At 69.3% G+C, this 24,378-nt stretch carries 21 protein-coding genes and 1 tRNA gene; 12 read left to right on the top strand and 10 right to left on the bottom strand.

What is annotated here, in order from left to right:
• Window positions 1-91 precede the first annotated feature (91 nt).
• From C8E87_RS45440 to C8E87_RS09945, 3 genes are all read right to left on the bottom strand, one after another.
• Window positions 92-715: a replication-relaxation family protein gene (locus C8E87_RS45440; protein WP_275408983.1), complete on the bottom strand. Its 624-nt coding sequence runs from the start codon at window positions 713-715 to the stop codon at window positions 92-94.
• A 718-nt stretch (window positions 716-1,433) separates the two neighbouring features.
• The gene (locus tag C8E87_RS09950) at window positions 1,434-2,198 is read right to left on the bottom strand and encodes a phosphotransferase (RefSeq protein ID WP_133872817.1); all 765 of its coding nucleotides are present in this window, start codon (window positions 2,196-2,198) and stop codon (window positions 1,434-1,436) included.
• Window positions 2,199-2,343: 145 nt separating this feature from the next.
• On the bottom strand, window positions 2,344-2,826 hold the full coding sequence (locus tag C8E87_RS09945; RefSeq protein WP_239079978.1) for a glycine-rich domain-containing protein: 483 nt from the start codon (window positions 2,824-2,826) through the stop codon (window positions 2,344-2,346).
• A 194-nt stretch (window positions 2,827-3,020) separates the two neighbouring features.
• Here C8E87_RS09945 and C8E87_RS09940 point away from each other — a divergent pair, with 194 nt between their 5' ends.
• On the top strand, window positions 3,021-4,382 hold the full coding sequence (locus tag C8E87_RS09940) for an NsdA family TPR-like regulatory protein (RefSeq protein WP_133872816.1): 1,362 nt from the start codon (window positions 3,021-3,023) through the stop codon (window positions 4,380-4,382).
• A 20-nt stretch (window positions 4,383-4,402) separates the two neighbouring features.
• Entirely contained in the window at window positions 4,403-4,888 is a 486-nt protein-coding gene (locus C8E87_RS09935) for an NUDIX domain-containing protein (protein ID WP_133872815.1), read from the top strand.
• Window positions 4,889-5,165: 277 nt separating this feature from the next.
• On the opposite strand, the gene C8E87_RS09930 is transcribed toward C8E87_RS09935, so the two are convergent.
• Window positions 5,166-5,238: transfer RNA gene (locus C8E87_RS09930), tRNA-Lys, on the bottom strand.
• A 148-nt stretch (window positions 5,239-5,386) separates the two neighbouring features.
• Here C8E87_RS09930 and C8E87_RS09925 point away from each other — a divergent pair.
• From C8E87_RS09925 to C8E87_RS09905, 5 genes are all read left to right on the top strand, one after another.
• Window positions 5,387-6,634, top strand: a complete 1,248-nt coding sequence (locus C8E87_RS09925; protein WP_133872814.1) for a L,D-transpeptidase — start codon at window positions 5,387-5,389, stop codon at window positions 6,632-6,634.
• A 170-nt stretch (window positions 6,635-6,804) separates the two neighbouring features.
• The gene (locus C8E87_RS09920; protein WP_133872813.1) at window positions 6,805-8,019 is read left to right on the top strand and encodes a L,D-transpeptidase; all 1,215 of its coding nucleotides are present in this window, start codon (window positions 6,805-6,807) and stop codon (window positions 8,017-8,019) included.
• Window positions 8,020-8,078: 59 nt separating this feature from the next.
• Window positions 8,079-8,468, top strand: coding sequence for a hypothetical protein (locus C8E87_RS09915; RefSeq protein ID WP_133872812.1), 390 nt, complete (start codon window positions 8,079-8,081; stop codon window positions 8,466-8,468).
• Between the two features lie 187 nt (window positions 8,469-8,655).
• Entirely contained in the window at window positions 8,656-9,525 is an 870-nt protein-coding gene (locus tag C8E87_RS09910) for an MHYT domain-containing protein (RefSeq protein WP_133872811.1), read from the top strand.
• Between the two features lie 296 nt (window positions 9,526-9,821).
• The gene (locus tag C8E87_RS09905; protein WP_133872810.1) at window positions 9,822-10,844 is read left to right on the top strand and encodes a 3-oxoacyl-ACP synthase III family protein; all 1,023 of its coding nucleotides are present in this window, start codon (window positions 9,822-9,824) and stop codon (window positions 10,842-10,844) included.
• On the opposite strand, the gene C8E87_RS09900 is transcribed toward C8E87_RS09905, so the two are convergent.
• Window positions 10,807-11,154, bottom strand: coding sequence for a PRC-barrel domain-containing protein (locus C8E87_RS09900; protein ID WP_133872809.1), 348 nt, complete (start codon window positions 11,152-11,154; stop codon window positions 10,807-10,809). The two genes, C8E87_RS09905 and C8E87_RS09900, sit on opposite strands and share 38 nt — an antisense overlap.
• 78 nt (window positions 11,155-11,232) lie before the next feature.
• Window positions 11,233-11,586, bottom strand: coding sequence for a DUF2750 domain-containing protein (locus C8E87_RS09895; protein ID WP_133872808.1), 354 nt, complete (start codon window positions 11,584-11,586; stop codon window positions 11,233-11,235).
• A gap of 510 nt (window positions 11,587-12,096) precedes the next feature.
• Here C8E87_RS09895 and C8E87_RS45435 point away from each other — a divergent pair.
• Entirely contained in the window at window positions 12,097-12,948 is an 852-nt protein-coding gene (locus C8E87_RS45435; protein WP_239079979.1) for a hypothetical protein, read from the top strand.
• Between the two features lie 464 nt (window positions 12,949-13,412).
• Here the strand turns inward: C8E87_RS45435 and C8E87_RS09885 are convergent, their stop codons facing one another.
• Both C8E87_RS09885 and C8E87_RS09880 read right to left on the bottom strand, forming a co-directional pair.
• Complete coding sequence (locus tag C8E87_RS09885) at window positions 13,413-16,028, bottom strand: lipopolysaccharide biosynthesis protein (protein ID WP_133872807.1); 2,616 nt, start codon at window positions 16,026-16,028, stop codon at window positions 13,413-13,415.
• Between the two features lie 219 nt (window positions 16,029-16,247).
• The gene (locus C8E87_RS09880; protein ID WP_133872806.1) at window positions 16,248-17,339 is read right to left on the bottom strand and encodes a magnesium and cobalt transport protein CorA; all 1,092 of its coding nucleotides are present in this window, start codon (window positions 17,337-17,339) and stop codon (window positions 16,248-16,250) included.
• 84 nt (window positions 17,340-17,423) lie between these two features.
• Here C8E87_RS09880 and C8E87_RS09875 point away from each other — a divergent pair, with 84 nt between their 5' ends.
• The 3 genes from C8E87_RS09875 to C8E87_RS09865 all read left to right on the top strand — a co-directional run bounded on the left by C8E87_RS09875 (window position 17,424) and on the right by C8E87_RS09865 (window position 20,730).
• A complete protein-coding gene (locus C8E87_RS09875; RefSeq protein ID WP_166661130.1) occupies window positions 17,424-18,401 on the top strand; it encodes a helix-turn-helix transcriptional regulator in 978 nt (325 codons plus the stop codon).
• A gap of 475 nt (window positions 18,402-18,876) precedes the next feature.
• Window positions 18,877-19,707, top strand: a complete 831-nt coding sequence (locus tag C8E87_RS09870) for an LLM class flavin-dependent oxidoreductase (protein WP_133872805.1) — start codon at window positions 18,877-18,879, stop codon at window positions 19,705-19,707.
• A 270-nt stretch (window positions 19,708-19,977) separates the two neighbouring features.
• Window positions 19,978-20,730: an SGNH/GDSL hydrolase family protein gene (locus tag C8E87_RS09865; protein ID WP_133872804.1), complete on the top strand. Its 753-nt coding sequence runs from the start codon at window positions 19,978-19,980 to the stop codon at window positions 20,728-20,730.
• Between the two features lie 21 nt (window positions 20,731-20,751).
• Here C8E87_RS09865 and C8E87_RS09860 read toward each other — a convergent pair whose 3' ends face one another.
• Window positions 20,752-21,285, bottom strand: coding sequence for a GNAT family N-acetyltransferase (locus C8E87_RS09860; RefSeq protein ID WP_133872803.1), 534 nt, complete (start codon window positions 21,283-21,285; stop codon window positions 20,752-20,754).
• Window positions 21,286-21,311: 26 nt separating this feature from the next.
• On the opposite strand from C8E87_RS09860, the gene C8E87_RS09855 reads away from it, so the two are divergent.
• Window positions 21,312-22,781 carry a beta-N-acetylhexosaminidase gene (locus tag C8E87_RS09855; protein ID WP_239079980.1) on the top strand — a complete coding sequence of 490 codons (1,470 nt, stop codon included), beginning with the start codon at window positions 21,312-21,314 and terminating at the stop codon, window positions 22,779-22,781.
• Window positions 22,782-23,101: 320 nt separating this feature from the next.
• On the opposite strand, the gene C8E87_RS09850 is transcribed toward C8E87_RS09855, so the two are convergent.
• Window positions 23,102-24,298: a cytochrome P450 gene (locus C8E87_RS09850; RefSeq protein WP_133872802.1), complete on the bottom strand. Its 1,197-nt coding sequence runs from the start codon at window positions 24,296-24,298 to the stop codon at window positions 23,102-23,104.
• Between the last annotated feature and the right edge of the window lie 80 nt (window positions 24,299-24,378).

Here is a 24,378-nt window from a genome sequence, read left to right as displayed (position 1 = left end):
CGTTCCTGCCCGTGCGATGACAGATCGCTCGGGTTTCTGTCAGCGCCTTCGTGGAGGCGTCGGCGGGACTCCGACGACGGGTACAGGCCGCTCATGCTGCTTCGCCTTCCGAGCCGTGGCGAAGGTTGGCCGTCAAGGTGGAGAGATCGGCCAGCCGGAGGCGGCCGGCGTCGCCGTGCCCGGCCGCCCATACGGCGTCAGCGGGGCACAGGCCACCTGTTTCGAGCATGTCGCGGGCGCAGGTCGCGACCAGCACGACCGGCGGCTCGTCGGCGAACAGGCGGCGCAGGTTTCGTTCGCGGGTGGCGGAGTGCAGGGAGAACAGCACCGGCCACACCCGGCCGATCTTGGCGAAGAGGTCCCGGTAGCCGTACAGCTTGTCGACCAGGATCGGCAGCTGCTCGCCGCCGGTGTCGTACTCCAGGAACACCGGGACCGTCACGCCGTGCTCGACCCACTCGGCGTACCCGTCGGGCCGGATCCGAGGCTGGTAGGCGCGCACCAGGCCCGGATCGTCCGGGGAGGTGGTCCCGGGGGGAGAGACCCGAGACCATGCAGGGTCTGTCGGAGGACAAGCCGACGATGCTGACAGGCGGTGTGACCTGCGTTGTGAGAACAAGGGAGAAGTCGGTCCGGGGGTCCGGCTGAAGACCGACGTCAACGCGGACGGCAAGCAGGACTCCCGAACGGGCGTCAAGCCGGGATCTGTCAGCACTACCCGCAGGTAGGGCTGGAGGCAAGGATTGGGAGAGCAAGAGAAACTCCTTGGTGAGGGTTCAGGCTTTGCCGGTGTCACCGGAGGGCGGCACCGGGTGGTACAAAGCGACCGCTGCCCTTCGCGTCGGGCAGGGGCCACCGTGCCGGGTTACGCCCGGCTGGGCGGGCCGCCCAGTGCGGCCAGGATTCATCCACTGTGGAGTTGTCAAAGAACTGCGATCGGACGGACGTGGGCAGCGGACATCGCCACGATCGCGGCCTACGTGGTCGTGTCAAAACGGTGAACATCGACGGCGATGCAACTCAGGAGCCCAGGGCCCGGTCGGGCATCCGAACTCGTCACGTCGGGGCAAGCTGAGGCCCCGCCTGCGGCTCAACTCGCCGGAAGAAGATCCTTCATCGTGGTCCTCCTGGCACTCGGTCGGCCTCGCGTCGACGATTGGCTCGGATTCCGGGCCCTGAACGACGAAAGGCGCCCGACAGGGCGCCCCGGCATCGACCTATGTGGCCCGGCAAGCAACAGCCGCACGGGGAACGTGTATCCAGTACCTCTCCGCCGAAAGCCCATGTCAAGGGCTTTCGGCAGCCCTGTTTCCGAGTGCGGTCATGGACGCGGAGGCCGAGCGTCCGCGCAGACGCGGGTCTGTCCGCGCCCGTCCGCTCGTGTCCATCTGCGGCCCGGAGCGTCCAGGACGGTGCGAGTGTGCCAACTTGCGCTACGCGCTTGGCTGAGCACCTCGGACGAGCTTTGCATCGGTCCGGTACTCATTCCAGCGATGAGCGGCCTCGGCGAGCGGGGCATGGTGCGGTGCGCCGATTTCGATGGCGCGTTGCTGCCATAGCCGAGCCGACGCCTCGGCGAACGCGTCGAGGGCCTCGGGCGTCGCGACGCTCCAGGCGGTCGCATCTTGGAGCAGAACCTCGGCGTCTCGCGGGTGGTGGCCGGCACGGATGAGCCGTACGGCGAGAAATGCGGCGCTGATCCACGGCGCTCCGACGCAGGGCCCGGCCCAGTCGACGAGCCAAGCCCGTGTGCCGTCCACAAGCAAGTTGCGAGGCGTGAGGTCGGTGTGGACCAACGTGTCACCCTCGACATACTCCGCGCGGATGCGGCCTGCCCACCGGTCGGCGAAGCGCTGCACTGGTACGTCGAGATCAGGGCACGGTGACAGCGCGGCGCATACCGCGTTCAGGGTCGTGATCACCAGCGGTAGATCCCCGGAGCCTGGAGACAGGTCGGCGTGCCGACCGGGGATGTACTGGTAGCCATGCAAGAGCCAGCCCTCATCCTGGACAGTCCAGCGCAGACGCGGGACGCATCCGCGGGGGAGGTGGGGATTGATGGCAGCTTCGCGGCCTTGGATGACCGCGGCGCGGGTGCCGGCGCCGACGCCCTTGACGAAGACCTGGCCTTCTGCCGTCGTCAAAACGCTGACCAGGTGGGCCGCCGACCCTGCTGCTAGATCCTGCACCCCGGTCACGGGGCCGACACGAGCCTCCACGGCGCGGTGCAAATCGGGCGGCAGGTCGTGCCATGAGCAGCGGGGCATGCCATCAGCCTCCACGCGGTGCCGTCGCCGGGCTGTTCAGCATACGGCGACGGGCACAGCGCGAGGCCCTGGCTGGTCAGCGCGTCGGGCTGTCGGTGCATCCGGCATAGCACTGCGTGCACTCAGCGCCCGAGGACCACAGCGCTCGGTCGAGCGTGAAACCGCTGGCCCGGATCGCCGCGACCGAAGCGGCGAGCGGCGACCCCGCCCCGCCGTCCGGCTCGTCCGGGACGTGGTGGATGAATCGGCCGGCGATCCGGTCGCAGAAGTCGGCGTAGTCGGCCGTGTGCAGGATGAACGTGTGCCATCCGATATCGACGAGTTCGGAAGGGCCGATCGGCTCCGTCGAGACGGCGCAGGTGCCGAGGAACGCCAGTGCCTGGTCGAGGATCCGCTCCGCCATGCCGGCGGCCAACTCCGGGTGTTCGAGCCGGATGCGGCAGGCCAGGCGGTCGAACAGTTCGACTGATACCAGGCTACGGCCGGACTTGGCCTGTTCCGGGCCGTCCTCGGGCCAGCAAACACGCGACTTGATCGGGGTCTGAGTCGAAGTGGTCATCACGGGAGTCCTTCCTGGAGTGTGTCTCCGCGTTGATGCGGCTGTCTCCAGGACACCGGCCGCCAGGGCGTGCTCGGAAGCACGCGAGTCTTGCTCCGAGATGCTGACCCGCGAGCATTGTTGTGCGGGGTTGCGCGTGTCCCAACGATCATGTCTGAACACGTATCGTGACCGTATCGGGACGGGAGGTATCGATGGCGCGGCCGGCGACGAACCACGAACTCGAAGCTCTGCTGCGCGAGGCCGGATATGAACACGCGCACGGCGCGTTCGCCCGGCAGGTCAACCACGCGGCGCGCGACCAGGCGCACCTGTGCTACGACGCCTCGACCGTCTATTGGCGGCTCCGAGGACGCTGCCCCGATCGGCGCATCCAAGAGTTGATCAGTACCGTCCTGACCCGCCGGATCGGTCGGACGATCAGCATCGACGACCTGGGCCTCGGAGGCGAGGACAGACAGGTCGGGCTGCACTATCCCGGCTCACCGGACGAAGCCGTCGACGTCGGGAGCCGGCTATGGAGGCTGACCGTACAGCGCGGCGCCCTCCTGGCCACCACCCCGTTCGTCGTCGCAGCAGCCTTGAACACCGGATTCGCCTGGCGCTACGACTCCGCCGACGCCACGGTCGCCCACCAGGGGCGTAGGCGCCTCCTCGATTCGGACATCGCGGCACTGCAGATCTTCGCCGACCAGTTCGCCGATCTTGACCGCAAGCATGGAGGCGGAGCCCACCACACCCGCCGCATCATGAGCGACTTCCTCCATCGGCAAGTCAGCCCGATGCTGCACGGCAGCTATACCGACACGGTCGGACGGCGGCTGATGACCGCCGCCGCCACCATCTCCGGCCAACTCGCGTTCATGACGTACGACGCCGGAGAACACGGCGCCGCCCAACGTCACTTCACCACCGCGCTGCGCCTGGCAAAGGCCGCCGACGACTCGCTCTACGGCGCCCACCTGCTGGCCAACCTCGCCACCCAGGCCGTCTACCTCGGCCACGGCCCCGAAGCCGTACGACTCGCCCGCGCCGCGCTCGACGGCGCCGGACGGGCACCCGCCTCCGTCCTCGCCCGCCTGCACACCACCGAAGCGAGCGCCCACGCCACAGCCGGCGACCGGCGAGCCTGCACCGCAGCCCTGGCCAAGGCCGCCCGCGCGCTCGCCAAAGGCCGCCCTGGAGACGCGCCAGGCTGGGCCGGCTACTTCAGCCCCGCACACTTCGCCGGCGCGGCCCTGCGCTGCCATCGCGACCTGCGACTACACCGCCAAGCCATCCGCCACGGACCCGCCGCACTCGACGTCCCAGCAGGCAACCTCCGCACCCGAGCGCTGCATACCGCTCTACTCGCCACCACATACGCGGCCGCTGGTGACCTCGACGAGGCGTGCCACCACGGTTATGAAGCCATCCAGCACGGCCGGACGGTCAGCTCCGGGCGCGTCAGGCACCGGCTCGCAGAACTCGTCCAGGTGCTGACACCGCATCGCTCGGTCACCTGTGTCGCCGACTTCCTCGAGGTGCACGGCAACACGACTGCCTCCGCCGCGTGAGCCTCCACTACCGTCGACCCATGAGCACCTGGGTCGAGCCCGAGGTCTGGTACGCCCAACTGCCGGCCTTCCACGCCGCGGCCGCCGGGCTGATCACCGCCACCGGCACCGACCACGTCCTCCTGGTGAAGCCGACCTACCGAGACGACTGGTCACTGCCGGGCGGTTACGTGGAAGCGGGGGAGTTTCCCCACGAGGCCTGCGCCCGCGAGCTGCACGAGGAACTCGGACTCACCGTCAAACCCAACAGCCTGCTAGTCGTGGACTGGGCCCCACCGGAAGGCAAACGCACCCGGGCGATCATCAGCCTCACCTTCGACTGCGGCGAAATCCCGGCCGACGCCGCCCTCACCCTGGCCGCTGACGAGCTGGACGATTGGGCCTTCCTGCCCCCGAGGGAAGCGGCGGCGCGGCTGCCCGCCAACGTGGCCCCGCGTATCTCCGCAGCTCTGCGGGCCCGCACCTCTAGCGAGACCGCCTACCTCGCCGGCGGACGGCTCACGTAAAGCCACGTTCCCGGGCACCTCGTGCGAGATGCCCGGGCTTCGCTGCCGCAGCAACACGACCCGCAGGCCCGCCGCGGTACCGGGTCGCCGGGTGCACGAACGATGGCGTGCCTTTCCCCGAACCTCAAGTCGTCCGCCGATCCCCCCACGAATCCGTGGCCGCGGGCGCCGGGTCCAACGGCTCCCGAGCAGCCACCGAGCATCCCGTCCGCGACCCCGACAACGAAAATGGCCCCGACCTCAGGTGAAACACCTGGTCAGGGCCATCATGAAGCTGTGCGCCGCGTAGGACTTGAACCTACAACCCGCGGATTAAGAGTCCGCTGCTCTGCCAGTTGAGCTAGCGGCGCTCGTCGGCAACGGAGAAAACGTTAGCACGCCCCCGGACGATCATGGAAATCGCCCCCGGGTGGGCTGCCCCACCCGTACGGAGGACTCGATCTCTTGCATTCATGGGGCAGGATGTCCCCGCGTACTTGTCGAGGGGGAAGGTCCAGGATGCGGCGCACGCTCGTGGCAGTTGTGGCGATGGCGGTGATCACGCCGGTCGCGCTCGTGGCGTGCGGCAAGGACGGGGGCAAGCAGGGCAGCAGCGCGTGGGTGGCCACGCCGAGCGCCGGCGCCGACCCGAGCGCGGGAACAGGAACGGACAAAGAGACCGAGTCGGCCACGGTGCCGGTCAGCCTGGCGCTGACCCCGGCCACCGGCAAGACCGGCGTGCCGCTGAGCACCGAGATCGGCCTCAAGCTGGCCGGGGGCAAGGTCACTGAGGTCACGCTCAAGGACGAGAAGGGTGCTGTCGTCCCGGGCAAGCTGCGCGACGACGGCACCGCTTGGGTGCCGGGCAAGACGCTGAGCCCGAAACAGAAATACTCGGCCACCGTCGTGGTCACCGCCGGCGACGGGCAGACGACGACGCAGACCACCAGCTTCACGACCATGGGTAAGCCGGGCAAGAAGACCGGCACCGGCCTCTACCTGTTCGACGACCGGACGTACGGGGTCGCCATGCCGGTGGTCGTCGAGTTCAGCCCGGGCATCAAGAAGGCTGACCGCGCGGCCGTGCAGCGGCGCATGTTCGTCAGCACCAGCCCGGCCCAGCCCGGCGTCTGGTCGTGGACTCCCAACGGTTCTCAGGCTTATTACCGCGGCCCCGAGTTCTGGAAGCCGGGCACCACGCTCGCTGTCCGGATCGCGGTCGGGGGCCTGCCCACAGGCGGGGGCCGCTATGGCGACCGGGACCGCTCGGCCACCGCCAAGATCGGCCGGTCCTTCGAGATGAAGGTCGACAACGCCTCGAAGAAGATGACCGTGATGCAGGACGGCAAGACGATCAAGACGATGCCGGTCAGCCTGGGCAAGAAGAGCACGCCGTCGGTCAGCGGTGTGATGGTCGTCATGGAGAAGAAGGAACAGACCGTCTTCGACACGACCGACACCGACGGCGCGGACGGTTACGTCACCGACATCGAGTTCGCCCAGCGGATCACCTGGAGCGGGCAGTACCTCCACTCCGCCCCGTGGTCGGTGGGCGCGCAGGGCCGGCGGAACGTGTCCCACGGTTGTGTGAACGTGTCACCCGGCAATGCGCGCTGGCTGTTCGAGCGCACCCTGATCGGTGACCCGATCACCGTGAAGGGCACTGAGGAGAAGCTGGGCTACGGCGACGGCTGGACACCCTGGGACAAGCCCTGGGCGGAGTTCGTCAAGGGCAGCGCCCTGCCGGTGCCGGCGTCGCTGAAGTGACCGATGCGGCATATGGGGCGAATGCGTCCAATTTGCACACATGAGAGGGCAGCGCGGCACGATTCCGGGATTGGTGACCGGGGAAGATAGAGGCAGTATTGGGCCCCGGACCAAGAAGAACGGGACCAGAAACGGGACCGAGCCGGGACCGAAGACGCCGCGAGGGGACCATGAAGACCTGGGGATTCAAGAAGGCCGTCGTCGCGCTGGCCGCGACGAGCGTGCTGCTCACCTCGGCCTGCGGTGACGGCGACAGCAAGTCCTCCTCGTGGGAGGGCGGCGACGCCAAGCCCGGCAGCAGCGCCGGACCCGAGAAGGCGCCCGAGGCCCTGCCCAGCACCGTCGCGGTGACCGAGCCGGCCGCCGGCGCCACCGGCGTCGTCGCGATCAGCCCGATCAAGTTCACCAGCGAGGACCCGGAGAACACCGAGGTCAAGGTCACCGACGCCAAGGGCGCCGAGATCGAGGGCACCCTCGACAAGGATGCCAAGACGTTCACCCCGGCAAAGGCCCTGCCCTACGGCTCCAAGATCACCGTGACCGTCACCGGCCCGCGGGCCGAGGGCAAGACCAACACCGCGACGTCGGAGTTCACCACGATGGCCAAGCCGTCGAAGGAGATCCGCGTCACCAGCTTCATGGGCGACGGCCAGACCGTCGGCGTGGGCATGCCGCTGATCATCCGGTTCGGCCGTGCGATCCCCGAGAGCTACCGCGACGACGTCGAGCGCCGCATGAAGGTCACGGCCACCCCGGCGCAGGAAGGCATCTGGCACTGGACCAGCCCGACCGAGGTGCACTACCGGCCCAAGGTCTACTGGAAGGCGCAGTCCAAGGTCTTCTACAAGGTGGCGCTCAAGGGTGTGCCGCTGGGCAACGGCTACTACGGGCGCTCCGACCTCACCGTCGACCTCAAGATCGGTCGCTCGCTCGTCATGACGGTCTCGAACAAGACCAAGCAGATGACGGTCAAGCAGGACGGCAAGGTCATCAAGACCATCCCGGTGAGCCTCGGCAAGAAGAGCACCCCGTCCTCGAGCGGCACGATGGTCGTGATCGAGAAGAAGAAGCACACGATCTTCGACACGACCGACGAGCTGCCCGCCGGCGAGGGTTACAAGACCCCGATCGACTTCGCGCAGCGGATCACCTGGAGCGGCCAGTTCATCCACTCCGCGCCGTGGTCCGAGGGCAAGCAGGGCAAGGTCAACGTCTCGCACGGCTGCGTCAACGTGTCGGAGAAGATGGGCGCCTGGCTCTTCGACCGCACGATGATGGGCGACCCGATCACGGTCACCGGCACCGAGGAGAAGCTGAAGAACGGCAACGGCTGGACCGACTGGAACATGAGCTGGGAAGAGTACAAGAAGGGCTCGTACCTCTGAGCGAAAACCCGGCCGGGCTTTTGCCGTCGCACGGTCATAAGTCCGCATAATCTGGCGGAATGCGACAAATCCCGGCGTTGGTTTTGGTGGTCCTGCTCGTCGGGGGCTGCGGCAGCGACGACGACAAGCCGCAGATCGCGCCGTCCCCGAGCGTCGAAGTGAGCCCCGCCGAGGACGAGCCTCCGGGCGCCCTGGCTTGCGCGACCCTCGACCAGGCGATGGACGACGCCTCGTTGATGCAGGCCGGGGTGGTCGACACCATCGTGATGGCGAGTGCCACGGCGGACGCCCCGGTCGCCGATGCGGCCGAGCGCCTCCTCACCGCGTACGGGAAAGCGGTCTCCTCGGCCGGGACGGAGAGCGAGCCCGATGCCGTGGCAGCCGTCGGAGCTGCCGCCTCGGACATGTCGAGTGTCTGTTCGGACAGTGGGCTACGGACCGTCGGGTGATCACCCTGACCCGTCGGCGCGGTGTAATCGTCGACGGACGCACGCTTCTGACCAGGTAGTTTCGAGATTCGACGGCCGATTCGCGGCGTTTTGAAGGCTAAGGCCGGTTCGTAGCCGAGGCGTGAGCGCATCGGGCAATGCATGATGCAGTTTCCCGGGCGGGGAAGCCAAGAAGGAGAAGACCGCGATGGCGCAGATCCATCACTTCGACCATGGGTGGATCACGCCCACGGTGAGCTACGTCCTGTCCGTCCTCGGTTCGATGCTCGGCCTGACGTGTGCCGTGCGGTTCCGCTCGGCCGCCGGGCGCGGTGAGCGTGTCTGGTGGCTGACGCTCGGTTCGGTATCGATCGGCGGCACCGCGATCTGGAGCATGCATTTCGTCGCGATGATGGGCTTCGCGGTGGTCGGCACGCCGATCCGCTACGACGTCGGGCTCACCGCGGCGAGCGCGCTCCTGGCCGTGTTCGCCGTCGGCGTCGGCCTCGCCATCGCGCTGCTCGGCAAGGGCGCGCAGAACCTGCGCATCGTCACCGGTGGGGTCGTCGCGGGGCTGGGTGTCGCCGCGATGCACTACACGGGCATGGCCGCCATGAAGCTGAACGGCGACGTGACGTACGGGATGAGCCGGGTCGGCCTCTCGATCGGCATCGCCGTCGTCGCGGCAGCCGTCGCGCTGTGGCTCGCCGTCACCGTGCGCCGCCCGATCGTCATCTTCGCCGCGGCCCTCGTCATGGGCATCGCGGTCAACGGCATGCACTTCACCGGCATGACCGCCATGTCGGTGAGCACCCGCCCGGCCGCCGGGGATCTGCCGGGCGCGACGGCGAGCGGCATGCTGGTGCCGATCGGGCTGGCCGTCGTCTTCGGCATCATCGGGCTGGCCTACGCGCTGATGTCCGCCCCCACCGAGGAGGACCGCGCCGCCGCGGCCTACCTGGCGCAGCGCCGTCAAGAGGCCGCCGCCCGCATCCCGCGGCAGACCGCCCCGGAAACGACCATGGGCGGCGGGCTCCGGTCGAGCGCGTGGACCTACCGGGACCGCTCGTCGCGCTGATATCCGACAGAAAGGCCGGCCCCGGGAAGGGGCCGGCCTTTCGCTATGTGAACGGTTGCCGACTTGTGACCCAAGGCGATTTGCCGGAGTTTTGATCACTCTCCGTAATGAATGACTGCACGGAGCGAGCGAAGTCGACACGTTTGTTACCGGCCCGTTTCCGGGATGGGCGTCAGTGGGCCGATCGGCCGATATGGGCGGTCCGCACGGCGTGGGATCTTGCCTGCCTGTCAGAGCCTAAACCCGATAGCCTCTTTCGCGGGACAGAGGGCGAGTTCGATCGAAGTGGGGTCAACATGAGCGTGGGCATCCTGGGTACCGGCTCGTATCTGCCGGCCGAGGTGGTCACCAACACCGATCTGGTACGTCTCGTGCCGGATGCGGATCCTGAGTGGGTCAGCCGCAAGACGATGATTCAGGCGCGCCGGTTCGCGGCGCCGCACGAGGCCGCTTCCGACCTCGCCGCCGAGGCCGCGCGTCAGGCCCTGGAGGACGCGGGGATCGAGGCCGTCGACATCGACTACCTCATCGTTTCGACCTCCACCGGTGACTCTCCGCAACCGCCGACGTCCACCCTGGTGCAGGACAAGATCGGCGCGAACCGGGCCGCCTGCTTCGACATCAACGTCGTCTGCGCCGGGTTCATCTTCGGCACCTCGCTGGCCACCAGCCTCGTCGCCATGAACCCGACGGCCAAGGTTCTGGTCATCGCGTCGGACGTCTACTCCCGCATCCTCGACTTCGGCGACCGCCGTACGGCCGTGCTGTTCGGTGACGGCGCCGGCGCGGCCGTGGTCGGCACGGTGGCCGAGGGCTACGGCTTCCTCGACGCCGAGCTGGTGTCGCGCGGCGAGGCGAGCAACCTGATCCACGTGCCGGGGGGCGGCAGCCGCCTGCCCGCCTCGGCCGAGACGGTGGCAAACGGCGACCACTACTTCAAGATGAACGGCCGGGGGGTGCGCGAGTTCGTCAGCAGCGGCGTCCCGCCGGCGCTCGAGGCCCTGCTCAAGCGGGCCGACGTCGACGTCGACGACGTCACCCACTTCGTGCCCCATCAGGCCAACGGCGTCATGCTGGCCGAACTGGTCGAGCAGACGGGCCTGACCGGGGCCACGACCCATCTCACGCTCGACCGCTACGGCAACGTCGGCAGTGCGTCGGTGCCGGTCACGCTCGACGACGCCAACCGCAAGGGCGCCCTCAAGGACGGCGACATCGTGCTGATGGCCGGCTTCGGCGGCGGCATGTCGGTCGGCGCGTCGCTGATGCGCTGGGGCGGCACTAGCGGGGTTGCACGAGCCAGTTCCACGCCCGCTTGAGGGTGTCCCGCAGGCCCTCGTCGGCCACCCGCGCCGACGGGTCCTCGCTGGGTTCCGGCAGGTCGGCGGCCGGCACGGTGAGAATCACGCCGTGCTCGAACAGGCCGCTGACCTTGTCGGCGGGCGCAAAACGGTGACCCTCGCGGGTCTCGATGATCAGCCCGTGGAAGAGATCCGTTTGTTCGTCGGCCAGGACATGCTCGACCTCACCGGCGCGCGCGCCCGACTCGTCGAAGACGGGCGTGCCGTCCTTGAGCACGGGATAGGCGACCGGAGCGCCGAGGTCCTCGGGAGCTTCGTTCGTGGTCATGACATCCGGGTACCCGCAGGTCGGCCCGCCTAAGCTTGCCCGGGATGCCGCACGTGCGGGCCCCAGCGGCGGCGTCACCTACTTCTCCGCCTCGAACCACTCCCTGACCTGCGCCGGCGTGAGGTCGAAACCGGTGGCCCGGGCACCCGCCCAATTGACGCCCACGAGCATCCCGTCCTGCTCGAACCCCGGCAACCACTCGTCAAGCCACTCGCTGACGTCGACGGCCACCACCTCGAAACCCCGGTAGGCCTCCACCTGATCGACCACCCGCGCTGCCCGGGTCGGCTTCGACCAGAACGGCACCGCCCGCGCCCCGTCCGCCCCGACACCCGGCGCCGCGAAGCCATCGTCGTCCCGAAGGGCATAGACGCGCCCGCCCACCACAGCCTCCCTCCGGAACGCCGCCCGATGCGCCCCACTGAGCGACATAGATGTCTCCCTCCCCGCTCCTGGACGCCCTCCATAGTCCCGCAGACAGCTCGACCAACCGGCCAAAACGCCCAGGTCAACCCGGTGAAGATGCAAAAGGGCCAACCGCAGACGTACGCGTCGTGGCCGTCGCCCAACCGCACCAGGACCGTTGGCGCCGCACCTCGCGAGCCGGTCGGCCCTTCAGGCCGATGCGCGGGTCTCGCGTGGTTGCAACTCACCCTCGACGTGTCACCGGTCCTTCCGGCGCGCGTGGATGCCTCGCTGAGAAATGTCCACAAGGCCTGCCCGGCAGTCGCTTTCCGGAATATTCGATCTTGAAAAGGGTGATACCCCGAGGCGGATCAACATCAACTTTTCGGTTGGCAGGGGCTAAACATTTAGTACAAGAAAGTGGAAATTGTCCGGTTCGGCGTGGCGCGAGGCCAGGAGGATCAGGTGATGGTCATATTGTCCGGTTTGTCGGGTTAAAGCCCGGCCGGACGAGTCAACAGTCACTGGAGGAACAGAATGAACAACAGTCGGCGTATCGCGGCGCTGGTGGCCACGGCCACCGCGGCGGTCGGCATGGCCACGGTGACCGCTGCGGCGCCCGCAACGGCGGCGCCGAGGGGGCCCGAGCCGGTTTCCACCTGGCTGGGCGCGGTCAGGGCCAACGCCGACAGCTGGGTCAAGATCTACTGGCGGACGGACCGGCGGGTCTGCGACGTCGAGGTCCGTGTCAACGGCCGGGACGTTGACGTCGACTACCCGGGCCGCGGCCGCTTCGCCACCTTCACCCGCGGCGACTCGCTGCGCCCGGGTCGCCCCGACTTCACCGCCGTCGAGGTCAACCCCGACTTCGACCGTGCCGGCATCGCCCGCCTGCGTGCCACGATCGCGTACGACCTGTGCGGCCGCCGCGACCGTACGCAGTACCGCTCCTTCTCGCTGTCCCTCCCGGTGCTGCGCAACAGCGTCCACGGCCCTGGCCGGCCCGGAGGCCCGGGTCGCCCTGACGGTCCGGGACGTCCTGACGGTCCGGGTCGCCCTGACGGTCCGGGACGTCCTGACGGCCCCGGCCGCCCGGACAACCCGCGCCCGAGCGCCCCGACCAGCCCGACGACGTCTCCGTCGGCCAGCCCGACGACGTCACCGTCGGCCAGCCCGGCTGCGACGACGAGCCCGGCTGCGACCACCAGCCCGGTCGCAACCACGAACCCCCGCCCGACCACAACCTGGACGCGCCCGTCGAACGGTGACGGTCAGGGCGGCGACCGCGGTAACGGTCAGGGCGGTGACCGTGGCAATGGCCAGGGCGGCGACAGGGGTAACGGCAATGACCGTGGCAACGGCGGCGACCGCGGCGACAACCGGCACTGACCGGCGGCGTCTCGCACCGAGCCGCATGTCCGGCAGGTTTACGTGAACCGGCTGCGGCGGCATGGCGGGACTGCGACGCCATCGCGTCAATATGCGTACGAAATGGTCTAAAAAGCGTTATGCCAGCAGGCCCGAATTGTGCGCTATAGCATGATCATCGGTAGCGGCCAAACCGGAGTGGGGCCGGCCGGCGGGGAGAGGCGACCGAGGCGCGACCCGATCAGCTCCTCCGTCTGAGAAGGCCCGCACCGAGCAGAACCGGCGCCGTCACAAGGTGGGCGGCGTCGTGGAGAGCGGCGTCCGATCGGCGCCGGGACATAGCGGGCGCGGGAAGTCGTCGTGCCGGATGAACGCGGGGGCGGCTCAGGCCCGCCCAGGACGATCGGCGACCTGGTCGCCGCAGATAAACACGACGGCGCCCGGCCAAGAGAGGCCGGGCGCCGTTCTTTGCTCGTGGGCCGGGATCAGGCCATGGCCAGTGCCTGTGTCGCCTCGTCCGACTCGCGCCGCGCGTTCATGATCAGTGCGGACGGGTCGGTGAGGACCATCTCCAGCGCCTTCGAGATCAGGTTGGGGTCGAAGGTCGACGCGTGGAACGTGGCCTCGACGTGCAGCACGCCGTTCATCTCGCTGGTGGTCAGCGTGACGCCCTCGGGGCTGTTCAGCGTGGGCACGCTCAGGTTGACCCGCCACTCCGGCCCGACCGACCACGGCAGGTCGCCGAGCAGGTCGTGCCGTCCCTGGTTGCTGAAGGTCAGCCGGGGACGAGGCGGGATGGCCAGTTCCGACGGGTACGGGTCGGGCATGCCGGGCGCGCCGTCCAGAGCGATCTTGCCCTCGCGCAGCACCATCATCGTGAGGATGCGGCCGGTGGCCAGCTCGTTCTTGATCGTCGTGTTGATCGACGCCGGGTCCATCATGTTCTGCGGGGAGAGGTACGGGCCCATGCAGAAGTTGCTGTCGATCCGGGTGTCCTTGTCGAGGAAGCGCCGGCCGTCGGCCAGGAACGTCGCCCCGCCGGTGTCGGGTTTGAGGCCCAGCTGGTGCAGCGCCGCGGTGAACGCCGCGAACGTGATCGCCGAGGTGGTGACGCCGGGGGAGTACTCGTCACGCCACTGGCGCATCAACTTGAGAGTCGTGGCCGAGCGGGCCGAGCGTACGGTCAAATTGGGTTGCCACTTGCGCATGCGGGTCTCTTCGGGCTCCGGCGGCCGGGCGAAGCTGATGCCTTCCTTCCAGCGGGCCGGCTTCGTGCCGAACTGCTTCCACCAGGCCTTGGGCAGCGCCATGCGGTTGCGCTCGAGCGGCGGGATCACCGCGGCCCGGCCCTGGCTCGCCGCCATGATCAGCTCGTGGACCAGCAGGTTGACCGGGCCGGCGTCGCCGTACGCGTGCGAGACCTTGATCGCCACGTAGCCGGCGCCGACCAGGATGCGGATCGGGTGCACCCCCCGCGGCTCGGACTGCAGCTTGCGGGTCATGCCGTCCATGTCGAGCGACCAGTCGCCCGAGTCCTGCACCGCGCGATGCACGAACTGGGCGAACTCGGCCCCGTCCATGTGTTCCCAGCGAGCGCCGACGCGGTCGAGCTTGGAGACGGCCCGATGCTTCGGGTCGGCCGCGTGCAGACCGATCAGTGCCCGCCGCATGCCGTCGACCGTCACGCCGTACAGCGGTCCCACGGTCCGGATGTATTCGAGCGGCAGCCAGGCCCGCTCGTGCAGGGTCATGGAGGTCGAGTTCGCGTTGTCGCCCCGGCGCTTGGCGCCACCGAAGACCACCTGCAGGACGGTCGGCGCGACCAGCACCGTCTCGACGCCCATCACGATGGCAACCCACATCACCAGGTCGGTGAGGCTGCCGCTCTGGCCGCCGTACCAGGCGGCGCCCAGCTCGGCGATGCCCGCGAACAGCGAGAAGATGCCGGCGCCGCGGACCCTGTCCTGTACCCGCGAGATCGCCATGAAGAAGTGGAGGAAGACGAACGGCACGTAGGTGAGCGACAGCAGGCGCAGCGCGTCCCCGGCCGTCTCGGCGTACTGCGCGCCGAACACCGACATGATCGGGTTGGCCAGGAAGAAGACCAGCGCCGCGGCCGGCACCCCGCCGCCGAGGCAGATCAGCAGGCCGACCCGGACCTTGGAGGTCAGCGCCCGCTTGTCGCCGCTGGCCACCGCGAACAGCGTCAGCGCCACGTTGCCGGGCACCATCGCCAGGAACGACAGCACCATGAACGCGGTGTAGAACGACGCGTTGGCCTCGGCCGACAGCGTCGCGGTGACGACCAGCGGCAGGGCAGCGCGCGGCAGGTATGTCGCCAGGTTGAGCAGGTTGTGGTCGAAGGTCGACTTGCCCCGGCCCTTGAGCAGCGAGAACCGCGGGCGGGCGGAGTCGATGATCCGGCGCCGGCGCAGGGCGACGCTGAGGATGGCGGTCGACAGCACGATGCCGGCCACCCAGGTCAGCAGCAGCTCGTTGCCGGTCAGGGTGATCGGCGCGAGGGCCAGACCGCCCAGCAGCACCAGCTTGATCACCGAGAACCAGGCGTTGCGCATGAGCTGCAGTGGACCCTTGAGCAAGCCGACCAGGGCCTCGTCGAGCACCAGGGTGATCGAGTTGAGCGCGATGCCGATGACCAGCAGCACGGTGCCGAAGGCGCCGCCCAGGGCCTCTTGCAGGCCCGGGATCCACAGCTGGGCGACGATCACGTAGACGATGCCGCCGACGGTGGCGGCGCTGCCCGCCACGAGCAGACAGGTGGTGATCAGTTCCCACTTGGGGCCGCGCAGCTGCGACAGGTCGGAGATCAGCATGGTGCCCATGCCGAACATGCCGATGGTGCCGATCAGCGTCATCGCGGAGACCGCGGCGGAGGCCTGACCCACCGCCTCGGGCGACGCCGAGCGGGCGGCGACCCACCAGAACGCGAACCCGAACAGCGACGTGATCGCCGTGGTGGCGATCAGCGAGCCGGCATTCAGGAACAGGTCGACGTGCCCCTTGAGGGCAGTCAGGATGGCGCTGCGCCTTTTGGCCGGGTTTACCGAGCCCTGCGGTGCGGCGACCTGGGTCGCGGTCACGAAGCCTCCCCACGGAACGACGATGAAACGTTAGTTACTCGTCGGTTTCGATGGCTACGGGAGAGTGGCCGAATCTTCGCGTACTGTCCGGTATGGACGATCATTGAAGCGGCGGATCCGTTTGGCCGTTCGGTCGATATCCGGTGTACGTGAGGTACCAGATGAATCATCCGGCACTTCCGTAACTTGATCGACTGTCACTGTGGGTGACGGGGATCATCACAACCAACCCGCTCGTTTGAACCGCCGGAAGAGGCCACTACAGACGAGAACAATTATCACAATGGTCACCGAGAACCCATACCGGGAGTCGATCCCGGGCATATTCGTGAAGTTCATCCCATAAATCCCCGCGCCCACGGTCGGGACGGCGGCGATGGCGGCCCACGCGGCGATCATGCGCATGTCGTTGTTCTGCTCGAGGGTGACCTGTGTCAGGCGGGCCTGCAGGATCGAGTTGAGCAGGTCGTCGAAGCCGGCCACCCGATCAACGGCCCTGGCCAGACGCCCGCGCACGTCGACGAAATAGGGTCGCAGGCCGGCCGGCACGACGGTCAGGTCGAGCAGCCGGGCCAGGGGTTCCTGCAGGGGGAGCACCGCCCGCTTGAGCTCGACCATCTCGAGTTTCAGTTGGTAGAAGTGGGCGATCTCGGCCGAGCGCCGAGTGGTGAACGTCTCCTCCTCGAGCCGCTCGAGATCGCGTTCCACCTGCACGGACACATCGAGGTAGGCATCGACGAGCCGGTCGGCCACCGCGTACGCGACTGCCCACGGCCCGGCCCGCAGCAGCTCCGGCCGCTTCTCCGCCTGGCGGCGTACCGGCCACAGTGGGCCCGCTGCCCCGTGACGGACGGTGATGACGAACCAGGGGCCGATCAACAGCGTCACGTCGCCGGTGTCGACGACCTCGCTGGTCGCGGTCAGTTCCTCGTGCTCGACGTAGCGGGCCGTGCGCAGCACCAGCCGGGTCACGTCGCCGTTCGTCTCGATCACCGGCCGGTGCCCGCCCTCGACCGTCTGCTCGACGAGCAACTCGTGCAGGCCGAACGCGTCGCCCACCGCGCGCATCGTGGCCAGGTCGGGCTCGTGCAACCCGAGCCAGAGGAACTCGCCGCGATGCTGCCGGGCCTGAGCGAAGTGGACAGTGCCCGGTTTGCGAACACCGGACCGATAGATGGCGCAGTCGACCACCGCGTCCGGGTTGTGACGGCGTACGGGCTGGTCCACGTGGACGGCGCGCGGGGCGATTCCCTCGAGGAACCGCCCCAGCGCGCGCGGGAAGAGGTCGCGGCGCCGCCGCAGTCTGCGCATCCGCCGACGGTATCGGCCGGACGCACCCCGATTCGACGGCGCTTGCGGTCGTTTTCTGACCGCAATGGTGCAGAGTCTGGGTTCATGGCGAACACGAGTGCCCGGATGCTGCGGCTGCTGTCGTTGCTGCAGACACACCGCTACTGGCCCGGCGCCGAGCTCGCGGACCGGCTCGAGGTCAGCCCGCGAACCCTGCGCCGCGACGTCGACCGGCTGCGGGAGCTGGGCTATCCGGTCGACGCCAGCCGCGGCGTGGCAGGCGGCTACCAGCTCCAGGCCGGCGCGGCGGTGCCCCCGCTGCTGCTCGACGACGACGAGGCGGTCGCGATCGCGGTCGGGCTGCGGGTCTCCGCGGTGGCGGGTTTCGAAGAGACCTCCGTACGGGCTCTGGCGAAGCTCATCCAGCTGTTGCCGCCTCGGCTGCGGCGTCGCATCGACGCGTTGCGGGCGGTGAGCGCGCCTGCCCTGGGCGGCGGACCCGCACTGGACGCCGCAGTGCTGACCACGCTGGCGATGGCGTGCCGGGGCGAGGAGCGGCTGCGCTTCGACTACACGCCGCGCGAGGGAGAGGGCTCGTCACGTTACGTCGAGCCGCACCACCTGGTGCCGATCGGCCGCCGCTGGTACCTGCTGGCATGGGACCTCGACCGCGGCGACTGGCGTAGCTTCCGCGTCGACCGGCTGGCCGGGCCGGCGCTGACGGGGGCGCGCTTCCGTCCCCGCGAGATCCCCGGCGGCGACCCGGCGCAGTGGCTGCGCTCACGCATGTCGAAGATCCCGTCCCGGTACGACGTGTCGGTCGTTCTCGAGACGGCGGCCGGCTCGGTGCGCTCGCTGATCGGCCAGTACGGCACGGTGGACGAGCTGGGCGAGTCGTCGTGCCGGATGCACATGAGCGCCGACGATCTGAGCTGGCCTGTCATGGTGCTGGGGGTGCTGGGCGTGCGGTTCACCATCGAGTCCCCGGACGAGCTGCGCGATGCCGTGCGCGCCACAGCCGAGACGTTGCTGCAAGGCGCTACCCCGCCACCCGGCCAACCGAGCAGCCATTCGGTGGCGTGACCCCACCCTGACAGCGTCATCAGGTGGCCGGGAGGCTGGGGTCACGCGACCCTCACGGCGACATCAGGGGGCCGGCTCCTACTCCCGCGGCTCGCCCTGTCCCCAAGCTCCCGAGGCGGCCCGCGTCTTTGGACGGATCGGCGCCCCCGTGGCGCCGATCCGCATGACGAAAGCTATCGGCCCCCTCCGACACTTTCGCCCGCTGTTTAAGCCGTCGCTTATAGAAAATTTCGGCGGATCCTGTAGGGCGCCGGGGAGGCCCGGAAGAGCCCAGGAGTGCCCGATGATGTGACCTGCGGATTCGGTGGTGGCGCTCGATCGCTGCGGATGTCCGGAAATCTTTGCCCGACCTAGATAGTGATCGTCGTCACAGCTGGCGCCCGGTCGGCGGCGGCGACGCGGGCCGGACGACCGGTTCGGCCCGCGAGCGTGCTCGGCCCGGAAAATGTCGGAGGGGGCGGGCAGAATCGGGCCCATGACGACGATCGGTGCGATCTTCCTGCCGAGCAACCCGCCCGAGACCCTGCGCTCCGTCGCCCAGGCCGCCGATCAGGCCGGCCTCGAGGAGCTCTGGATCTGGGAGGACTGCTTCCTCAACGGCGGCCTCACCGCCGCCACCGCCGCCCTCGCCTCGACTGAGAACCTGCGCGTCGGCGTCGGCATCATGCCGGTCCCGTTCCGCAACGTCGCATCGCTGGCGATGGAGCTGGCCACCCTCGGGCGCATGTTCGGCGAGCGGCCGTTGCCCGGCATCGGCCACGGCGTCCAGGAGTGGATGGGGCAGGTCGGCGCACGGGCCGCGTCGCCGCTCACGCTGCTGCGGGAGTATGCGACGGCCTTGCGCGACCTGCTCCGGGGCGAGACGGTCACGGTCGACGGGCGGTACGTCAAGCTCGACAAAGTGCGGCTCGACTGGCCGCCCGAGGTGCCGCCGGTGCTCTCGATCGCGGCTGGCGGGCCCAAGACGATCGCCCTGGCCGGCGAGGTGGGCGACGCTGTTGTGCTCGCCGGTGGCACCACCCCGGCCCAGGTCGCCGAGGCGGCCAAGGCCGCGCCCGGCGCGCAGCTGGTCGTCTTCCTTCCCGCTCTCACCGGTCCGGGCGCGGCCGACAAGCTGGCCCGCGACGCCGAGGTGTACAAGACCGACTACCCCGGCCTGTCCGGCACCCCGGCCGAGATCGCCGCCGGAGTGGCCGAGTTCGCCGCTGCGGGCGCCGGCAAGGTCATCCTGCAACCGGTCCCGGGTGAGGATCCGGCGGCGTACGTCCGCTGGGTGGCCGAGGAGGTGCGCCCATTGGTCGACTGACCATCAACACGGCCTGCCAGGCCGGTGAGCGCGGTTCATCACCGGGCGATCGGGGGTCTCGCCGGCGCGTGCTCCCACGCGCTCGGCGAAGCCGGCCACGGTGGCATGGCCGTCGCGGGTGTTGTGGGCGGCGGGGTATGACGCTGGTCGCGAAGCCAGGCCGGGCACGACGGCTTTGGATAGCCTCGGCCGGTGTGCCCTGGCGCAGTCGCGACCGGGCGAGGGGAAGCGGTTCGCGGGGGCGGGTCGTTGCGGAAAGGGTTCGGTTTGATGCGGTACGTGGCGATCGGGGACAGTTTCACCGAGGGCGTGGGCGACGAGCTGCCCGACGGCTCGGTTCGCGGGTGGGCCGATTTGGTCGCGGCCGGGCTGGCGGCGGGCGAGGGCGGCACGGTGCAATACGCGAACCTGGCCATCCGCGGCCGCCTGCTCGAACCGATCGTCACCGAGCAGCTCGACGCCGCGCTGGCCCTCGACCCGCCGCCCACGCTGCTGTCACTCAACGGCGGCGGCAACGACATGCTGCGTCCCGGCGGCGACATGCTGCGCCTGGCCGAGCTGACCGACAAGGCGATCCAGCGCTGCGTCGACGCCGGCGTGCGGGTCGTGCTGCTCAGCGGCGGCGACCCGTCCGACCGGCTGCCCTTCGGCAACGTCATGCGCCGCCGGGGTGAGGCGCTGACCCAGGCGGTGATCGAGCTGGCGAAGAAGTACGACCTCACGTTCATCGACGTGTTCCACGACGCCGAGATCCGCCGGGCCGGCTACTGGTCGGCCGACCGCCTGCACCTCAACGCCGCCGGCCACCGCCGGGTGGCCGGTCTGGTGCTCAACGCTCTGGGTTACGAGCAGGCGGCCCACGTGATCGACCCGGGCCCGGCCGAGAGCCGCCGGGTGCTGGCCGAGGCCCGCTACTACCGGGAGCACGTCCTGCCGTGGATCAACCGCAGGCTGCGCGGCCGTTCCTCCGGCGACAGCCGCAGCGGCAAGTTCGTGAGCTGGGCCGACATCAGCCCCGCCTAGCAACTCGGCGGCCTCGGCCGGCTAGGGCAGGGGGCGGCGGCGGATGTGGTCGTTGTGCCATTCGGCGCCGACCAGGAAGCGCTTGGTGCCGACGATCTCGAAGCCGTGCTTGGCGTAGAACTTCGCGGCCCGTACGTTCTGCTGGTTGACCCCCAGCCAGCAGAACTCGGCGCCCGTCCCGGCCGCCGCGGCCAGCGTGTCGGTCATCAGCGTGGCGGCGGCGCCCGAGCCGTGCTGTTCCGGCGTCACGTAACACTTGCTGAGCTCGATGCTGACCCGCTCGTCGATCACCGCGGACACGTCCGGGTCCTTGATCGGCCCGCCGACCAGCATCGAGTAGCCGACCGGCACCTCGTCACGAAGGACCAGCAGCAGGATCCGTACGGGATCGGCCAGATAGCCCCGGAAACTCGCGACCGACAGATTGGCGGCGATGAACGCGTCGATGTCCGGCTGCAGGGTGCCGGGCGGACAGGCCAGCCCGAATGTCCGTGCGGCCAGGTCGTGCAGCAGTTCCGGGTCGGCATCTTCGGCTCGACGGGTCGTGATCGACATGGAAAGACAGTTTATTGTTCGTCATCGTGAGCGCTCCCACGATGAGACAACTCGGTGACGTCATTCCGCTGCCCGCGTCGGTCCGGTCCGACCCGGCTGCCGACTTCCGGGTGCCGTCCGGCGTGTCGGTGAGCGCCGCCCCCGCGGCAGCCGCCGTCGCCGACGAGCTGGCCGGCCTGTTGCGCCGGGTCACCGGCTTCCGGGTCCCCCGCGACGACGACGGTGTGATCCGGCTGCGACTCGACGAAACTGTGGACGAGGCGAAGTCGCCGGAGTCGTACCGGCTCGACATCGCGGCCGACGGCGTGACCCTCAGCGCTCCCGCCGCGCAGGGCCTCTTCGCCGGTGTGCAGACGCTGCGCCAGTTGCTGCCCGAGACGGCGCAGGCCGAGGTCGTGCTCCCCGGCGGGCGGATCGAGGACGAGCCGCGTTTCGCCTACCGCGGCGCGATGCTCGACCTGGCCCGGCACTTCTACAGCCCGGCCGACATCCGGTCCTACATCGACAGCATCGCCCAGTTCAAGCTCAACCACCTGCACCTGCACCTCACCGACGACCAGGGGTGGCGGCTCGAGATCGAGGGGTGGCCGCGGCTCACCGAGGTCAGCGGCGGCGAGGGCACGGGGATCGACGGCCAGGGCCCGGGCCACCTCACCGCCGCCGAGTATGCGGACCTGGTGGCGTACGGGGAAACGCGGTTTGTCACGATCGTGCCCGAGATCGACATGCCCGGTCACGTGAACGCCGCCCAGGTCGCCTATCCCGAGCTGACCTGCGACGGCGAGCCGGTGCAGCCGCGCACCGACGCCGAGGTGGGCTACTCCTCGCTGTGTGCGAGCAAGGAGGAGACGTACGCCTTCGTCGAGGACGTCATCCGGGTCGTGGCCGGGCTGACCCCGGGGCCGTTCCTGCACATCGGCGGGGACGAGGCGCTGAGCACCACCGCCGAGGACTACCGCACGTTCATGACGCGGGTGCTGCCGATGGTCGGGAAGTACGGCAAGCGGGCGATCGGCTGGCACGAGATGGCGGCCGTCGAGCTGCCGCCCACGGCCGTTCCCCAGTTCTGGCGGATCGAGCCGGTTGACGCAGGTGTCGCCCGCGCCGCCGAGAACGGCCACCAGGTGATCATGTCGCCGGCCGACCGGAGTTACCTCGACATGAAGTACGACGAGTCGAGCCCGCTCGGTCTCGACTGGGCCGGGCTGCTCGGCGTCGAGCGCTCGTACGACTGGGACCCTGCCGACCGCCTGCCCGGCGTGGGCGAGGAATCCCTGCTCGGCGTCGAGGCGCCGCTGTGGTCCGAGACGCTGCGCAGCCTGGCCGACGTGGAGTACATGGCGTTCCCCCGGCTGGTCGCGATCGCCGAGATCGGCTGGACGCCGCGCGCCGACCGTACGTGGCCGTCGTTCCGCCGTCGGCTGGGCGCGTTCGGTCCCCGTTTCGGGGCGCAGGGGGTCAACTTCCACCGCTCCCCGGAGATCGACTGGACGTAGCCCGCGGCCGGTATGGGGATTGAGCCGGCCTGTTGCCCCCGCTGGTCCGCAATCCGTCCGGCAGGTGAACCGAGTGGGCAGGTGAACCGAGTGGGCAGGTGAACCGAGCGGGCACGTGAACTGAGCGGGCACGTGAACCGAGCGAGTGCGTGAACCGAAGCGGGCGCGCGGACTGAGCCGGCAGCGCTGGCGGAGCATGCCAGCCGAGATCGGCCGAAGGTGTCCGGAAAATCACGGCCGACGGCCTGTGGATAAGCCGGTTTGTCGGTTTTGCGGGGCGTATTTTCTTGGCCAGCCCCCTGTGGTGCGGTGGGGAGGGCCTATTGGGGGACGATGATCTCGATGCCGCTCCGGGGGCGGGCCGGCACCCGGCTCAGGTCTATCGAGGAGTTCTGCGGCGGCAGGTAGTAGTCGAGCCGGGCCAGCCGCTGCACCAGCGTGCCCAGCACCGCAACCGTGATCTTCTCGCCCGGGCAGCGGTGCCCCGTCCGCGGATCCCCGCCCCCCTGCGGGATCAGCTCGTACTCCCCGACCTTGCGTCCCAGGAAGCGTTCCGGCCGGAATTCGTACGGCTCCGCCCACACCCGCTCGTCGTGGTGCTGGCCGTACACGTCGAGCAGCACCAGTGTGCCCTTCGCGATCTCGGTGCGCTGGAAGTGCAGGTCGCGTCGGGCGCGTCCGCCCAGGAAGGGCGCGAACGGATAGAACCGCCGTACTTCCTGCACGAAGGCCAGCGTGTATTCGTCGTCGCCGCCGCGCAGGCGGGCCCGGGTTCCGGGAGAGCGGTCGAGGGCGTGTGCGGCGAACGCGACGAGCCAGGCCACCGCCGTGGTCGGGCGGATGATGTTGATCAGTTCGACGGCGGCGGTGCGGGGGTCGAGCAGGTAGCCGTCCTCGAGGTGGTGCGCGATTCTCGACACCGGTTCGCCGGTGGGTTCTTGCCGGCGTTCGTCTTCGATGAGCCGGGACAGTTGTCGTTCGCGGCGCCGCCGTGCCAGCCGTGCGCGCAGGTGCCGCGGCCCCGCTGTGGCGAAGCCGTCGACCATGGCCACCAGGTCCGGGGCAAGTTCTGGATCTTCCCGTACGCCGGTCCACCGCGCCGCCGCGTCGGCGAGCACCCGGGCCGTCTCGTCGAACAGCGACACCGGCTTGCCGCCGCGCCAGCCGTCGGCCGCCTCGTCGAAGATCTTGCCGGCCAGCGACGCGAGGGTGTCGATCCCGTCCTCGTGCATCAGCAACGCCACGAACAGCGCCTTGCGGGCGCGGTGGGCTTCGTCGTCGAGGGTGTGGACGCCGCGGCCGAACAGCGTGTCGACAACCGGGGCGGGCAGCGCCGTGTGCCGTTCGAGGTTGCCGTGTTCGTAGAAGAAGCGGGCGGCGTCGGGTCCGCTGATCGCGACCGCGGGTTGCCCGCCGAACCGCATGGGGACGGGCCGGCCGTGGTGGCGTCGGCGGAGGTCGGGAAGCCAGGCGTACCCGAGGGTGGCGAACGCCAGGGTCTGGTCGAGAAGCGCCATACGATCCGTATCCCCTCGCGTGACTGCGCGAAACCGGCTCGAAAATCTTCCTTATTTTTCCTGCCGGCGGACTCCGCGTC

Origin of the sequence: Paractinoplanes brasiliensis, assembly GCF_004362215.1 — a bacterium.
Lineage (GTDB): Bacteria > Actinomycetota > Actinomycetes > Mycobacteriales > Micromonosporaceae > Actinoplanes > Actinoplanes brasiliensis.
Note: the sequence above shows the minus strand (reverse complement) of the source record. Positions and strands in the feature narration are given on the sequence as shown.